At 65.1% G+C, this 15480-nt stretch carries 6 protein-coding genes and 9 pseudogenes; 6 read left to right on the top strand and 9 right to left on the bottom strand.

Going from position 1 to position 15480, the window contains the following annotated elements; all coding sequences use genetic code 11:
- Positions 1-205: 205 nt before the first annotated feature.
- From LN139_RS24145 to bioB, 6 genes and pseudogenes are all read right to left on the bottom strand, one after another.
- The gene (locus LN139_RS24145) at positions 206-472 is read right to left on the bottom strand and encodes a pyrroloquinoline quinone biosynthesis protein PqqE (RefSeq protein WP_236357611.1); all 267 of its coding nucleotides are present in this window, start codon (positions 470-472) and stop codon (positions 206-208) included.
- A 38-nt stretch (positions 473-510) separates the two neighbouring features.
- Complete coding sequence (gene bioD, locus LN139_RS24140; protein WP_236357609.1) at positions 511-1233, bottom strand: dethiobiotin synthase; 723 nt, start codon at positions 1231-1233, stop codon at positions 511-513.
- 11 nt (positions 1234-1244) lie between these two features.
- Positions 1245-2035, bottom strand: a pseudogene (bioC, locus tag LN139_RS24135) (malonyl-ACP O-methyltransferase BioC).
- A pseudogene (locus tag LN139_RS24130) lies at positions 2028-2710 on the bottom strand (alpha/beta fold hydrolase). The pseudogenes bioC and LN139_RS24130 overlap by 8 nt, the downstream one beginning before the upstream one ends.
- The gene (gene bioF, locus LN139_RS24125; protein ID WP_236357607.1) at positions 2703-3875 is read right to left on the bottom strand and encodes an 8-amino-7-oxononanoate synthase; all 1173 of its coding nucleotides are present in this window, start codon (positions 3873-3875) and stop codon (positions 2703-2705) included. The pseudogene LN139_RS24130 and the gene bioF overlap by 8 nt, the downstream one beginning before the upstream one ends.
- Positions 3876-3881: 6 nt before the next feature.
- The gene (gene bioB / locus LN139_RS24120; protein ID WP_236357605.1) at positions 3882-4940 is read right to left on the bottom strand and encodes a biotin synthase BioB; all 1059 of its coding nucleotides are present in this window, start codon (positions 4938-4940) and stop codon (positions 3882-3884) included.
- Positions 4941-5031: 91 nt separating this feature from the next.
- On the opposite strand from bioB, the pseudogene LN139_RS24115 reads away from it, so the two are divergent.
- Positions 5032-5758: pseudogene (locus LN139_RS24115) on the top strand (ComF family protein).
- A 36-nt stretch (positions 5759-5794) separates the two neighbouring features.
- Positions 5795-6566: pseudogene (locus LN139_RS24110) on the top strand (TOBE domain-containing protein).
- Positions 6567-6656: 90 nt separating this feature from the next.
- On the opposite strand, the gene LN139_RS24105 reads toward LN139_RS24110, so the two are convergent.
- Both LN139_RS24105 and LN139_RS24100 read right to left on the bottom strand, forming a co-directional pair.
- A complete protein-coding gene (locus LN139_RS24105) occupies positions 6657-7817 on the bottom strand; it encodes an IS3 family transposase (RefSeq protein WP_236357603.1) in 1161 nt (386 codons plus the stop codon).
- Positions 7742-8029, bottom strand: a pseudogene (locus LN139_RS24100) (transposase); the annotation flags it as partial. The gene LN139_RS24105 and the pseudogene LN139_RS24100, both read right to left, overlap by 76 nt.
- Positions 8030-8484: 455 nt before the next feature.
- On the opposite strand from LN139_RS24100, the pseudogene LN139_RS24095 reads away from it, so the two are divergent.
- From LN139_RS24095 to rarD, 3 genes and pseudogenes are all read left to right on the top strand, one after another.
- Positions 8485-10385: pseudogene (locus LN139_RS24095) on the top strand (PhoX family protein).
- 77 nt (positions 10386-10462) lie between these two features.
- Positions 10463-11437, top strand: coding sequence for a serine/threonine protein kinase (locus LN139_RS24090; RefSeq protein WP_236357601.1), 975 nt, complete (start codon positions 10463-10465; stop codon positions 11435-11437).
- A 27-nt stretch (positions 11438-11464) separates the two neighbouring features.
- Positions 11465-12355: pseudogene (gene rarD / locus LN139_RS24085) on the top strand (EamA family transporter RarD).
- A 216-nt stretch (positions 12356-12571) separates the two neighbouring features.
- Here the strand turns inward: rarD and LN139_RS24080 are convergent.
- Positions 12572-13091, bottom strand: a pseudogene (locus LN139_RS24080) (glycine cleavage system protein R).
- Between the two features lie 195 nt (positions 13092-13286).
- Between LN139_RS24080 and LN139_RS24075 the strand changes: the two are divergent.
- Positions 13287-15465, top strand: a pseudogene (locus LN139_RS24075) (malate synthase G).
- Positions 15466-15480: the final 15 nt, after the last annotated feature.

Below are 15480 nucleotides of genomic sequence, written 5' to 3'. Positions count from 1 at the left end.
GGCGAATTCACGGTAGGGCGACCCTTACTTGGCGGGTCAAACAGTTGTTTGAAACATACGTTTCCAGCGGAGAGATTGCAAGAGGCCGAAACCGCCATCGCAGGTGATGAATTTCCGGCGCCCAAAGCAGAGCCGCCCCGCTGCGGGCTAGCGCGGCGGAGGCGGAAATGTAATGCCAGGTGTCATGTTAAAACCGATGAAAGGCTCAGGCCCAGGTATCGATCAGCCGGCCCAATGCTTCGTCGGACGCTCTCTCGACCTTGGCGCCGGCCTGCACCTGCCGCTGGGCCTGCACAAGGTTGACCATCGACATAGCGATGTCCGGTTTGCTGCGGTCGACGCCGCGCAGGCGCTCATCCTGGTAATCGGTGGCCTGGCTTGCGATTTCACGCGCGGCACCGTTGGCCTGCGAGAGCCCTGCCTGAATAGCGCTCAGGCCGGTGCTGTAAAGGCTGTTGGAGGCAATGATCATAGCGACACCCTCAGGTGGCTTGGCAAGTTGCCACGACTTTAGCGCGGCGCCCGCCGCTCTGCCAGCGCCGTTAGGCGGCAATGCCGCTCGAGCTTGCTCAGGTCCAGATAGGCGGCCACCTGGTCGGGCGTGGCCGCCGGCAACCTCGGCACGCGGCCCAGGCAAGGGGCGAGTAACCGCTCGCTGAGCGTGGCGAGGTTCTCCTCCAGCCGCGAGGTCTGCGCATCGACCACATTGGCCACCCATCCGGCCAGCACCAGCCCGTCAGCGGCAATCGCCTCGGCGGTCAGCAGCGCGTGATTGATGCAGCCCAGGCGCACGCCGACCACCAGAATCACCGGCAACTCCAGCGCCACGGCAAGGCCGGAAAGGTATTCGCCACCGGCCAGTGGCACCCGCCAGCCGCCAGCGCCTTCGATCAGCGCGAACCCCGCCTGATGAGCCAGCACCTCCCGCATCGGTTGCGCCAAGGCTTGAACGGTCAACGCCACACCGGCTTCCTGCGCCGCCAGATGCGGTGCGATGGCGGGCTCGAAGGCATAAGGGTTAACCGCTGCGTAGGGCAGCTGCAGGCTGCTTTGGCCGAGCAGGGCCAGCGCGTCCTCGTTGCGCAAACCCTCGGCGGTGCGCTCACAGCCAGAGGCCACTGGCTTGGCGCCCAAGGTGGTGAAGCCGGCTCTGGCTGCAGCGTGCAGCAGCCCGGCGGCGATGGTGGTCTTGCCGATCTCGGTGTCGGTGCCGGCGATGAAATAACGGGCCATCGGCCTCTCCTTCAAGCGGGTTTGCGCAGTACGCCGCGGATCACCTGCCAGGTGGCAGGCAACCCGGCCGGCGTTCGGTGGCGCTCGTAGGCAGCAAGCAGCGCAGCGATGCGAGCGCGGCCGGTCAACCCGCCGGGCGGCCGGGGTTGAGGTTGTGCGCGCCCAGCGCCTTGAGTTCGTGGGTGAGGCTGCGCACATCGGGGTAATGCAACACCACCGGCTCCACCGCCAGGTGCTCGGCCCGCAGCGGGCTGGCCGCGCAGAGCGTTCGGTAGGCGGCCTCGGTGCGGAAGCGGTTCACATGCACGTCGCCATCTACCTCGCGCCAACTGGCACTGAGTTCGGCAAGGGTGCCGGCGCAGAGGCTGGTGAAAGCAAACACGCCGCCCGGGCGCAGCACCCGGTGCGCTTCATCGAGCACGGCGGCGAAATCGTCGCACCACTGCACTGCCAGGCTGGTGAACACCAGATCGGTGCATTCGGCAGCCAGCGGCAGGCACTCGGCATCACCTGCCAGGTAATGAGTGGCGCCGCCCAGGCCGCGGGCGTGCTGCAGCATGCCTTGGGCAATGTCCACCGCCAATCCATGGGCCTGTGGATAACGCGCCGCAAGCGCCCGGCTGAAATGGCCGGTGCCACTGCCCAGGTCGACCCAGCGCCGTGGCTGCAAGGTTGCTGGCAACTCGCTCAGCAATTGGCCGCCCACATCGCGCTGCAGCTGCGCGACGCTGTCATAGCTGGCCGCCGCGCGGGAAAAGGACGCGGCGACCTGTCGTTTGTCCGGAAGCACGTAATCAAGCATCGGCCCGCCCCCGCAGCGCCAGCATGGCCTGGGCGACCAGGCCGGGCGACTCGACCGGGAAGGCGTGGCAAGCCCCTGCCAGCACTTGGCTGCACAGTACGCGCCCAGCAACGGCTTGCGGCACCAGGCCATCCTGCTCGGCGAACAGGTGCAGTTGCGGCCCATCGAAAGCGCCCAGCGCCTGACGGGTGTCCAGCTCGCCCAACACCCGCAGCAGCGCAGGGCTCAGCGCACCCGGCGCGGCCTGCAGCTGGCGGGCAAGCCCTCGCGCCTGCCCGCTGCCTTGGGCGCAGAACAGCGCAAAGCGCTTGAGCGTGGCGCGGGAGTCAGCCTCGCAGCCGGCGAGGAAGGCGTCGAAGGTCGCCACCGGCATCGCCTCCGGCCAGTCATCATGGGCGACGAAACAAGCGTTGGCGGCCAGGCTGATCACCCCGGGCACGCCGCGCCGCGCCGAGCAGCGAGGGCCACCGCCAGCATGCCACCCAAGGACCAGCCGGCCAGCCAGGCGTGGGCGGGTATCTGGCGGTCCAGTGCATCCAGGCAAAGCTCGGCACTGCCGCGCTCCGGCAACGCCAGCAGCTTCACGTCCCAGCGCGAATGCAGCGCCTCGGCCAACGGTTTGAGCAGCTCAGGTGCCAGGCCCCAGCCTGGCAACAGATAAAGCGCCTCACGCATCGGCCGGCTCCAGCAGGGCATAGCCTTCGGCAAGCAGCGCAAGCAGGTGGTCCACCTGCTCGGCGGTGTGCGCGGCAGTCAGCGTCACCCGCAAGCGCGCGCTGCCGGCCGGCACAGTGGGCGGGCGAATCGCGCCGACCATCACCCCGCGCTCGCGCAGCCATTGGGACAAGCGCAGTGCTCGGGGCGCATCGCCCAGCAGGATCGGCTGGATGGGCGTCGGGCTGTCGAGCAGTTGCAGGCCGATGCGCTGCGCGCCTGCGCGAAATTGCGCGATCAGTGCTGCCAGGTGCTCACGTCGCCAGTGCTCATCGCGCAGCAATTGCAGGCTTTTGAGCGTGGCACAGGCGAGCGCCGGCGGCTGGCTGGTGGTGTAGATGTAGGGGCGGGCGAACTGGATCAGGGTTTCGATCAGATCTTCGCTGCCAGCAACGAAGGCGCCAGCGGTGCCAAAAGCCTTGCCCAGCGTGCCCACCAGCACCGGCAACTCATCGATCCCCAGGCCAAGGTGTTCGGCCACACCGCCACCGTGGCGGCCCAGCGTGCCGAAGCCATGGGCATCATCGACCATCAGCCAGGCGCCCTGGGCTTGCGCGGTGCGCGCCAGGGCCGGCAGGTCGGCGACATCGCCATCCATGCTGAACACCCCGTCGGTCACCACCAGCGTGTTGCCTTGGGCCTTGGCCAGGCGGCTGGCCAGGCTCTGGGCGTCGTTGTGCAGGTAGCGTGAGAAGCGCGCGCCGCTGAGCAGCCCTCCGTCGAGCAACGACGCGTGGTTGAGGCGGTCTTGCAACACGGTGTCGCCCTGCCCCACCAGCGCGGTGATAGCACCGAGATTAGCCATGTAGCCTGTGGTGAACAGCAATGCGCGGGGCCGGCCGGTGAGGTCGGCAAGCGCCAGCTCCAGCTCATGGTGTGGGCCGCTGTGGCCGATCACCAGGTGCGACGCACCACCGCCCACGCCCCAGCGCTCGGCGCCGGCACGCCAGGCGGCGATCACATCGGGGTGGTTGGCAAGGCCCAGGTAGTCATTGCTGGAAAACGCCAACAGCGGCTGGCCGTCGACGGTGACCTGCGGCCCTTGCGGGCTCTGCAGCAGCGGGCGCTGGCGGTACAGGCTGGCGGCCTGGCGTTCGGCCAGGCGCGCCTTGAGGTCAAAACCCATCGCCGATTATGCCGAGGCGGCGTCGTAGAACAGCTCGCTGCTCTTCTGCTCCACCAGCGCCTGCTCGATAGCGGCCTGGTGCACTTCATCGGCATGCTCTTCGCGGGCTTCGGGCTTGATGCCCAGGCGTGCGAACAGCTGCATGTCCTTATCCGCCTGCGGGTTGCCGGTGGTCAGCAGTTTTTCGCCGTAGAAGATCGAGTTGGCGCCGGCCAGGAAGGCCAGGGCCTGCATCTGCTCGTTCATCTGCTCGCGGCCGGCAGACAAGCGCACGTGGGATTGCGGCATCAGGATGCGCGCCACCGCCAGCATGCGGATGAAGTCGAACGGGTCGATGTCCTCTGCGTTTTCCAGCGGCGTGCCGGCCACCTTCACCAGCATGTTGATCGGCACCGATTCCGGGTGCTCTGGCAGGTTGGCCAGCTGGATCAGCAAGCCTGCACGGTCATCGAGCGACTCGCCCATGCCGAGGATGCCGCCGGAGCAGATCTTCATACCGGCGTCGCGCACATAGGCCAGGGTTTGCAGGCGCTCGCTGTAGGTGCGGGTGGTGATGATGCTGCCGTAGAACTCGGGCGAGGTGTCGAGGTTGTGGTTGTAGTAGTCCAGGCCCGCTTCGGCCAGCGAGGCGGTTTGCTCCTGGTCGAGGCGGCCGAGGGTCATGCAGGTTTCCAGGCCCATGGCCTTCACGCCACGCACCATCTGCAGCACGTAAGGCATGTCCTTGGCCGAAGGGTGCTTCCAGGCAGCGCCCATGCAGAAGCGGGTGGAGCCGATGGCCTTTGCGCGGGCAGCTTCTTCCAACACCTTTTGCACTTCCATCAGCTTTTCTTTTTCAAGGCCGGTGTTGTAGTGGCCCGACTGCGGACAATATTTGCAATCTTCCGGGCAGGCGCCGGTTTTGATCGAAAGCAGCGTGGAGACCTGCACACGGTTGGCATCGAAATGCGCGCGATGCACGGCCTGGGCCTGGAACAGCAGGTCGTTGAAGGGCTGGGTGAACAGTGCCTTGACTTCGGCCAGCGTCCAATCGTGACGCAGTTGGGCCTGGGTGCTCGCGCTCATGCAGGGGTCCTTTGATTATGCTGGGGCGGGGGACGCCGGGCAGGGAATAGCCACAGGCGTTACACGGATAAGCAATCGTCAGGGAAAGACCATGCGCTGTCAACTTGCTGAAAAACTCAGGGTTTACATCTGCTCAATATTTAATCAAACGTGTTTGCTATGCGATGAGCCCGCCCTCCCCGGCTTGCCCCTGTGCGAAGCCTGTGAGCTCGAATTACCCTGGCTCGCCCCCGGTTGTGCCCTCTGCGCACTGCCGATGCCGGGCGCCCTGTGCCACGAATGCCTGTTCAGCCCGCCGCCCTTCACCCGGGTAGAGGCGCCGTTGGCCTATGGGTTTCCCGTCGATGCGTTGGCCAGCCGCTTCAAGCACCAACGGCAGTGGCCACTGGGCCGGCTGCTGGCGGATGTCATGACGCGGCACCTGCGCCACCGCTTCGATGAAGGCCTGGCGCGCCCCGACCTGCTGTTGCCGGTGCCGCTCTCACGCAAGCGCCTGCGCCAGCGCGGCTTCAACCAGGCCGGCTTGCTGGTGCAATGGCTGAGCAGCCCATTGCGCATACCCACCCAACCCCGACTGGGTGCTGCGCCCTCGCCATACCCAGGCGCAGCAGGACCTGAATTTCGTGGCGCGGCAGGCAAACCTTCAGACGGCCTTTGCCCTGGCGCCAGGCGCCCAGGTAGAAGGCATGCACCTGGCGCTGGTAGATGACGTGATGACCACCGGCGCCACCGCCCGGGCGCTTGCGTACCTGCTCCGAGAGGCCGGTGCAGCGCGGGTGGATGTGTATTGCGCTGCGCGCACGCCACGGCCGGCTTGACGTGTGCGCGGCGGTGCAGCACCTTGCGCAAAACTCATGGCCCGCCTTCATATGCCCAACGTCATCGCCCATTACCTGCACCACCGCCCTCAGCGCCTTGCGCTGTTGCAGCACATCGCCGAACAAGGCTCGATCACCCGCGCCGCCAAGGCTGCCGGCCTGAGTTACAAGGCGGCCTGGGACGCTATCGATGAGCTCAACAACCTCACCGCCCAGCCTTTGGTGGCGCGCAGCGTCGGCGGCAAGGGTGGTGGCGGCGCCAGGCTGTCGGCAGAGGGGGAGCGGTTGCTTCGCCTGTACCGCAAGCTCATGGCGATGCAGGCCCAGGTGCTGGAGGCCGTGGAAGAAGAAGGCGACCTGGAGGTGCTCAACCAGTTGATGCTGCACACCAGCGCCCGCAACCAGTTGCGCGGCGCATCGCCGGCATTCAGGGGCAAGGGCGCAACGACCACCTGACGCTGGACTTGGGCGGCGGGCTGTCGCTGGTGGCGACGGTGACCCATGAGAGCACGGTGCGGCTGGGGCTGGCCGAAGGGGCTACGGTGGTGGCGTTGATCAAGGCAGGCTGGTTACAGCTGAACGCCGTAGGGGGCTTGGCAGCGCCGGAGGTCAATACGCTGGAGGGCCAGGTGCAGTCTGTGATCGAAGATGCCGACGGCCCGACCGAGGTTCGGGTGGGCCTGCCCAATGGGCAGGTCCTGTGCGTGTTATCGGAGCCCGCTCGGGTGGCTGAGTTGAGGCTCCGTGCCGGGCACCGGTTGCGGCTAGTTTCGAGGCGGGTTCAGTGTTGATTGGTACGCCGATGTAAAGCACGTCGCGCGGCGAGCCGCCCTCCCACTCGCTCTGGGTTGCGCCGCCGAACCTCTGATCTGCGCCCCTTTTGTTGGACACCATTCTGCTAGGCCATTGCCACCTGAGTCCTGTACGCCACAGGGCTCAGGCCACCCAGTTTCATCTTGATGCGATCGTGGTTGTAGTAATGGATGTACTCATCGATCGCAGCCGCCAGTTCTGCCGTACTGGTGAAACGCTGTCGATAATACATCTCCGATTTCAACGTGCCGAAGAAACTTTCCATCGCCGCGTTATCCAGGCAGTTGCCCCGGCGTGACATGCTCTGCGTCAGCCCGCGTTCCGCCAGTCGATGGCGATAACGGTAGTACTGGTACTGCCATCCCTGATCCGAGTGCATCAACGGGCAAATGCCTTCGGGTAACTTCGCCAGGGCCTTGTCCAGCATCCGCCCGACCAGCGCGTAATGCGGCGAAGTATCGACCTGGTAAGCCACGATCTCTCCATTGAACAAGTCCAGTACCGGCGAAAGGTAAAGCCGCTCGCCGTTGACCTTGAACTCGGTGACGTCCGTGACCCATTTGCAGTTGGGTCGATCCGTGTCGAACTGCCTTTCCAGAATGTTCTCTGCAATGCGCCCAGGCTCCCCTCGGAAAGACTTGTAGCGCTTGGGGCGAACTGTGCACTTCAGGCCCAACTCGGCCATCAATCTGCGTACTCGCTTGCCGTTGACGACATGCCCCTCATTGCCCAGCGCAGCCTCTATCCACCGATAACCGTATCGACCTTTATGCTGCGTCTGAATGCTCTGGATCAGTGCTTTCAGCGGGGCATGCTTGTCCGGGGCAGCCATTGCCTTGAGCTGGTAATAGTAAGTGCTGCGCGACAAGCCAATCAGGCTGAGCAGGTTATCCAGCGGAAACTGTGAGCGCAGCTCGCTGACTATCCGGGTTTTTTCTGCTCGAGTTCTCGTAGCCTCGCTTTCTCCTCGCGAAGCTCCTTGAGCTTTTTTAGGTAGGCGTTCTCCATGCGAAGGAATTCGACTTCTGCCAGCAAATTCTTGTAGGCGCGCTGTTCTTCGGTCAGGGGCGTGGCGACTTTCGACTTGGCGGGTTTCTTTGGCATGGCGGGAGGCTTTCCTATCTTTCGTGTAACCAAGGCTGGAAGTCCGCCACTGTAATACTGCTGCTCCCAGCTGCCTATCTGAGTGGAACAGACCAGGTTGAAAACCGCAGCGGTGCGGCGCAGTGACAGTTTCTCCCGCCACATGTGCTGGAGCACGGAAAGTTTGAACTGGGGGGTGTGATCCTTGCCACGTGGTTCGAGGCTGGCTTCGCCGTGCAGGCGATAAGCTTCGACCCAACGGCGAAGCAGTGAAGGGTCCATGCCGAATTGCTCGGCGATGAAGCGAAAGCCGAAGCCGCGCTCGAGGAAGGCCTGGATAGCGGATAGCTTGAACTGATGGGCGTACTTCTGCATGTGGAGCTCCCTGGAGTTGGTTGGTGTGTCCAACTTCAGGGGCGCAGATCACTCGGTGGGAGGCCGGCTTGCCGGGCGATGTACTCCCACTCGCTGAGCTGCACCGCCGAACCTTCGGTGGGAGGCCGGCTTGCCGGGCGATGCACTCCCACTCGCTGAGCTGCACCGCCGAACCTTTGGTGGGAGGCCGGCTTGCCGGGCGATGCACTCCCACTCGCTGAGCTGCACCGCCGAACCTTTGGTGGGAGGCCGGCTTGCCGGGCGACGACGCGGGTGGGGGCTTTACGGCATGGCGGCTGACTGGTTGCTGAGGCAAAGCCAGGGAAAGCGAATCCGACAATCCTTAGGCATTAGCTCCATCAGCCCGTACTAATGTGTTGCGGGATATGTAAGGAAAGAACCCTGTCACATCCCCTCCTGACCGTGGCGCAAAAACCCGCAGGGAGCCTTTCACCGTGACCCTTCTCCACGACGACCAGCCCACCGATCTGCAAACCCTCACCCAGGGCCTCGCCCGCCGCCACTTTCTCGGAGCAGGCGCGCTGCGCGGCGCCGCGCTGTTCTCGGCGGCGGCCTGCTCAGCCGTAGCGTGCTGGCGCAAAGCGTCTCGGCCGCCAGCCCACTGCTTGGCTTTACCGGCATCGCGGCTTCGACTGCCGACGACATTGCCCTGCCACCTGGCTACAAAGCACGCCCCTTGATCAGTTGGGGCCAGCCGCTGCAGGCCGGTGGCCCGGCGTTCGACGCCAAAGGGGGTAACAGCGCGGCCGAGCAAGAGGTGCAGTTCGGCGACAACAACGACGGCATGAGCCTGTTCCCCTTTCCGGGCGAGCCAGACCGCGCGCTGATGGCCATCAACAACGAATACACCAACTACAAACTGCTGTTCAGCCACGGCGGCGCGCCGCAGTCGGCCGAAGACGTACGCAAGGCATTGGCCAGCGAAGGCGTGTCGGTGATCGAGGTGCGGCGCCAGCAGGGCCAGTGGCAGTTCGTGCAGGGCTCGCCCTACAACCGCCGCATCCACGGCAACAGCCCGCTGCGCTTCAGCGGCCCGGCAGCGGGCGATGCGCTGCTCAAGACCGCCGCCGACCCCAGCGGCACCCAGGTGCTGGGCACCTTCCAGAACTGCGCCAACGGCAAGACCCCGTGGGGCACTTACCTCACGTGTGAGGAAAACTTCACCGACTGCTTCGGCTGCAGTGACCCCAATCAGGCCATGAACACGGCGCAGAAGCGCTACGGCGTCAGTGCCGCCAGCAAGGAAGTGAACTGGCACCCGCATGATCCGCGTTTCGACCTGGCAAAGAACCCCAACGAGCTGAACCGCCACGGCTGGGTCGTGGAGATCGACCCGTTCGACCCGAAATCCACACCGGTCAAGCGCACCGCGCTGGGCCGCTTCAAGCACGAGAACGCTGCCGTAGGCCAGACGGCCGATGGCCGTGCCGTGGTGTACATGGGCGACGACGAGCGCGGCGAATTCATCTACCGCTTCATCAGCCGCGACCGGATCACCCCGGACAACCCCAAGGCCAACCGTGACCTGCTCGACCACGGCACCCTCTACGTCGCCCGCTTCGACGAAGGCGACGGCAGCGCCGAGCATCCGCGCGGGCGTGGCCGGTGGGTGGAGCTCAGCCACGGCAAGCACGGCCTGGACGCCGCCGCCGGTTTCGAAAGCCAGGCCCAGGTGCTGATCCACGCGCGCCAGGCCGCGACCTTGCTCAAGGCCACGCGCATGGACCGCCCGGAGTGGATCGTCATCAGCCCGCGTGACGGGCAGGTCTATTGCACCCTCACCAACAACATCAAGCGTGGCGATGACGGCCAGCCGGTGGGCGGCCCCAACCCGCGTGCCAAGAACGTCTACGGGCAGATCCTGCGCTGGCGGCAGCTCGGCAATGATCACGCCGCCGACACTTTCGAGTGGGACCTGTTCGCTGTGGCGGGCAACCCGGTCGCCCACACCGAAGGGCCGGGCCGGGGCTCGCCGAACATCACCGCGCAAAACCTCTTCAACAGCCCCGACGGCCTAGCGTTCGATGACGGCGGGCGGCTGTGGATCCTCACCGATGGCGACATGTCCAACGCCGGTGACTTCGCCGGCATGGGCAACAACCAGATGCTCGCCGCCGACCCCGCCAGTGGCGAGATCCGCCGCTTCATGGTCGGCCCGGTGGGCTGCGAGGTGACCGGCATCGCCTTCTCACCCGATCACAAAACCCTGTTCGTGGGCATCCAGCACCCTGGCGAGAGCGGTGTGTCGACCTTCCCCGAGCATTTGCCGGGCGGCACCCCGCGCTCTTCGGTAATGGCCATCACCCGCGACGACGGCGGGGTCATCGGCGCCTGAAAACCTGCGGCACCGGGCCGGCCTGAGCTACCATTGGGCGCTTGGCCGCCCCGGCCCGCCTCGAGGAGTTGATGTACATGGCCCACCCCTTCGACACTCTCACCCCGGACCTGGTACTGGATGCCGTGGAGAGCGTGGGCTATCTGAGCGATGCGCGGGTGCTGGCGCTCAACAGCTACGAGAACCGCGTCTATCAGGTGGGCATCGAAGAGGCCCAGCCCTTGATCGCCAAGTTCTACCGGCCAGGGCGCTGGAGCGATGAAGCCATCCTTGAAGAACACGCCTTCAGTGCCGAGCTTGCCGAGCACGAAGTGCCTGTGGTCGCGCCGTTGCAGCTGGAGGGCCGCAGCCTGTTCGAGCACGGCGGCTTTCGCTTTGCCTTGTTCGAACGCCGAGGCGGCCGCGCGCCGGAGCCGGGCAACCTCGACCAGCTCTACCGCCTCGGCCAACTGCTCGGCCGCTTGCATGCGGTAGGCGCCACCCGCCCCTTCGAGCACCGTGAACACCTGGCTGTGCATAACTTCGGCGAGCAGTCGATCGCGACCCTCATCGAGGGCGGCTTCGTCGCTCAAGGGGTGCGCTCGGCATGGGAGTCAGTGGCACGCGACCTGCTCGAAGTGGTGCGCGAACGCTGGGCCGCAACGCCCCACACCGGCATCCGCCTGCACGGCGACTGCCACCCCGGCAACCTGATGTGCCGTGACGAGGTGTACCACGTGGTCGACCTCGACGACTGCCGCACCGGCCCCGCCGTGCAAGATTTGTGGATGATGCTCGCCGGGGAGCGGCACGAGCGCCTGGGGCAACTGGCCGAGCTGGTCGACGGTTACCAGGAATTCCACGACTTCGACCCGCGCGAGCTGGCCCTGATCGAGCCGCTGCGCGCGCTGCGCCAGCTTCATTACAGCGCCTGGCTGGCACGGCGCTGGGATGACCCGGCGTTCCCGCCGAGCTTTCCCTGGTTCGGCAACGAGCGCTACTGGGGCGACCAGGTGCTGGCCATGCGCGAACAACTCTCCGCCCTTGCCGAAGCACCGCTGACGCTTTTCTGATTCGACTCTGCCAACAAGGAAACACCGATGCACGCCGCCAATCCGCGCCGTGGGTACCTCTTGGGCCTGATTGCCTACGTCACCTGGGGCCTTTTCCCCATCTACTTCAAAACCCTGCAGAGCATTCCGGCGCTGGAGATCATCCTCGCCCGGGTGATCTGGTCGGCGCTGTTCGCGGCATTGGCCCTGCTGATCTGGAAACACCCGGCTGGTGGCGCTCGCTGCGCGAGAACCCGGCGCGCCTGGCGGTGCTGGCCGGCAGCGGCAGCCTGATCGGCGGTGAACTGGCTGATCTACGTCTGGGCGGTGAACAACGGGCGGATGCTCGAAGCGAGCCTGGGGTACTACATCAACCCCTTGATCAACGTGCTGCTGGGGCTGCTGATCCTGCGCGAGCGCCTGCGCCCGTTGCAATGGGCGGCGGTCGCGCTGGCAGTGGCCGGGGTGGCGCAGCAGGTGTGGCAGGTGGGCAGCCTGCCCTGGGTGTCGCTGGCACTGGCGCTGACCTTCGGTTTCTACGGGCTGATCCGCAAGAAGGCGCCGGTGCAAGCGCTGCCGGGCCTGGCGGTGGAAACCTGGCTGCTGCTGCCGGTGGCCCTGGGCTGGATGCTGTTCAACAGCGGCACCGCCATGACCACCCAGGCCAGCTTCTGGAACACGCCCCAGGCGCTCTGGCTGATCGCCGCAGGCCCGGTAACGCTGGTACCGCTGTTGTGCTTCAACGCTGCCGCACGCCATCTGCCGTATGCGACGCTGGGCTTTCTCCAATACGTGGCGCCCACCTTGGTGCTCGCCCTTGCAGTTGGGCTGTATGGCGAGCACTTGTCCACATCCACCCTCACGGCATTCGCCTTCATCTGGGCCGGTTTGGCTGTGTATAGCTTCGATGTGTGGATAGCTTTACGCCGAAAAAGCTGATCAAAAAGCGACCAAATCTCTGCAGGTCACGGCTGACGTGGCCTGCAGCATTGCTTCCCAAGCTTATCCACAACCCCGTCCACTTCCAGTGTGTACAAGCTGCCGAAATTGCTCGTTTTTTCGCCAACTCTCTGCAGGCCACGGCGCACTAGGGCTACAGCCGTAGGCCCCCAGCTTATCCACAGCCTCATGCAAGTTTTTGATGAATAAGCCAATTCACGGATCGCTGCGCAGGGCCAGGTCCACCATCAGCTCGTCGGCAAGCCCCTCCAGGCGGGCCTGCAACTCATCCAGCGTCATGCTCAGCGGCACGGCGAGTTGAGCCTGTGCACTGAACAGCGGCTCGCCGCTCATGGGTGCGGGCTGCACGTCGGTGGATAACTTTTCAAGGTTCACTCCCGCCGCTGCCAGTACGCGGGTGATGTCGCGCACGATACCGGCGCGGTCATTGCCGGTCAGCTCCAGGGTCACCGGGCGCCATTCACCTCCGGGTTGTACGCCGCTTTCGGCCACAAGCACCCGGATGCCGATGAGTATCCAGGCCTTGAAGTGCGACGATCAGTTCGTCGTAACGCTCCGGTGGCACGGCCACCCGCAGGATGCCGGCGAATTGCCCGGCCATCCGCGCCATGCGGCTCTCCAGCCAGTTGCCGTTGTGCTCGGCGATGCATTGCGCCACACGCTCCACTTGCCCCGCCTTGTCGGCGGCCAATACCGTCAATACCAGATGATCCACAGTCGTTCCTCCGTCAGAGGCCTTGAGTATAGTCAGCGGGCAATGGCCGCTCAGCGATGGCTGCGATGCCTTCGGATGTGACCCATTAGTCTGATTTTCTTCCTGCGCGGCGCTCATGTAGTATCGAAAACCCTGCACTACATAACCGACGAAAACCGACAAGAACGCGCCCTGCGCGCAAGAGTGAGGCAAGCGATGACCAACTACGTATCCGTCGGCGGCCTGAAGGTCGCCAAGGCTCTGTTCGATTTCGTCGACCGGGAAGCCATCCCCGGCACCGGCGTGAATACCGAGGCCTTCTGGGTAGGCGCCGAGCGCCTGATCAACGACCTTGCCCCGAAAAATCGCGTATCTGCTGGCCAAGCGCGACGACCTGCAGGCGCAGATCGACCGTTGGCACCAGGAGCGCGCCGGCCAGGCCCATGACCCGGCCACTTACAAAGCCTTCCTGCAGCGCATCGGCTACCTGGTGCCGGAACCTGCCGACTTCAGCGCCAGCACCGCCAACGTGGATCAGGAAATCGCCGAGATTGCCGGCCCGCAGTTGGTGGTGCCGGTGAGCAACGCACGCTTCGCTCTCAACGCCGCCAACGCCCGCTGGGGCTCGCTGTACGACGCGCTCTACGGTACCGATGCCATCAGCGAAGCCGGTGGCGCGGAAAAAGGCCAGGGTTACAACCCCGCTCGCGGCGAGAAGGTCATCGCCTTCGCCCGCCAGTTCCTCGACCAGGCGGCCCCGCTCGCCAGCGGCAGCCACAGTGATGCCCAGGCCTATGCCGTCGAACACGGTGCCTTGCAGGTAACGCTCAAGAGTGGCCAACGCAGCGCCCTCAAGCAGCCGGCACAGCTGATCGGCTTCCAAGGTGATGCCAATCAGCCGACCGCATTGCTGTTGCGCAACCACGGCCTGCATTTCGAGATCCAGTTCGACGCCAGCCACCCGATCGGCAAGACCGACGCCGCTCACATCAAGGATGTGGCGCTGGAGTCAGCGGTCACCACCATCATGGACTGCGAAGATTCGGTCGCCGCGGTCGACGCAGAAGACAAAGTGCTGGTGTACCGCAACTGGCTGGGGTTGATGAAAGGCGACCTCGCCGAAACCGTCAGCAAGCAGGGCAGCACCTTCACACGCACGCTCAGCCCTGACCGCCATTACCAGGCCGCCGCTGGCGGCGAGCTGACGCTGCATGGCCGCTCGCTGCTGTTCGTGCGCAACGTTGGCCACCTGATGACCAACGACGCAGTGCTCGATGCTCATGGCAACGAAGTGCCCGAAGGCATTCTCGACGGCCTGTTCACCGCCCTGGCCGCGATTCACGACCTCCAGGGCCAGGGCGCGCTGCGCAACAGCCGCAGCGGCTCGGTGTACATCGTCAAGCCGAAGATGCACGGCCCCGAAGAAGTGGCCTTCACCGTCGAGCTGTTCGGCCGCATCGAGCAGGTGCTCGGGCTGCCAGCCAATACCTTGAAAGTGGGCATCATGGACGAGGAGCGGCGTACCACGGTGAACCTCAAGGCCTGCATCCATGAAGCCCGCGAGCGTGTGGTGTTCATCAATACGGGTTTTCTCGACCGCACCGGCGACGAGATCCACACCTCCATGGAAGCCGGCCCGATGGTACGCAAGGCGGCCATGAAGGCCGAGCCGTGGATCGCCGCTTACGAAAACCAGAACGTCGACCTGGGCCTGGCTGCCGGCCTGAAGGGCCGGGCGCAGATAGGCAAAGGCATGTGGGCCATGCCTGATCTGATGGCCGAAATGCTCAAGCAGAAGGTCGGCCATCCACAGGCTGGCGCCAATACCGCTCGGGTGCCCTCGCCTACTGCTGCCACGCTGCATGCTCTGCATTATCACCAGGTCGACGTGCAGGCACGCCAGGCCGAGATCGCAGGCCGGCCACGGGCCTCGCTGGACGACATCCTGCACATTCCGCTGGCCAACGACCTGGGCTGGTCGGAGCAGGCGATTCAGGAGGAGCTGGACAACAACGCGCAGAGCATCCTGGGCTACGTGGTGCGCTGGATCGACCAGGGCGTGGGCTGTTCGAAGGTGCCCGACATCCACGATGTCGCGCTGATGGAAGACCGCGCCACGTTGCGTATCTCGAGCCAGTTGCTGGCCAACTGGCTGCGCCATGGGGTAACGACCGAGCAGGACGTAGTCCACAGCTTCAAACGTATGGCACCGGTCGTCGACCGGCAGAACGCAGGCGACCCGCTGTACCGGCCGATGGCGCCCGACTTCGACGACAACATTGCCTTCGAAGCTGCACTGGAGCTGGTGCTCGAAGGTGCGCGCCAGCCCAATGGCTACACGGAGCCGGTGCTGCACCGCCGGCGCCGGCAGTTCAAGGCCGCGCAACGCGGTTGAGGGAAAACGGGGCGG

The organism is Pseudomonas sp. KNUC1026 (assembly GCF_021650705.1).
Taxonomy (GTDB): domain Bacteria; phylum Pseudomonadota; class Gammaproteobacteria; order Pseudomonadales; family Pseudomonadaceae; genus Aquipseudomonas.
This window is presented reverse-complemented; position numbering and strand designations above follow the sequence as displayed.

Bases quoted from the DNA above. Each gene is read 5' to 3' on its own strand.
- bioF (WP_236357607.1), bottom strand. From the start codon at position 3,875: ATGGGTTTTGACCTCAAGGCGCGCCTGGCCGAACGCCAGGCCGCCAGC.
- LN139_RS24090 (WP_236357601.1), top strand. From the start codon at position 10,463: ATGGCCCACCCCTTCGACACTCTCACCCCGGACCTGGTACTGGATGCC.
- LN139_RS24145 (WP_236357611.1), bottom strand. From the start codon at position 472: ATGATCATTGCCTCCAACAGCCTTTACAGCACCGGCCTGAGCGCTATT.
- bioB (WP_236357605.1), bottom strand. From the start codon at position 4,940: ATGAGCGCGAGCACCCAGGCCCAACTGCGTCACGATTGGACGCTGGCC.
- bioD (WP_236357609.1), bottom strand. From the start codon at position 1,233: ATGGCCCGTTATTTCATCGCCGGCACCGACACCGAGATCGGCAAGACC.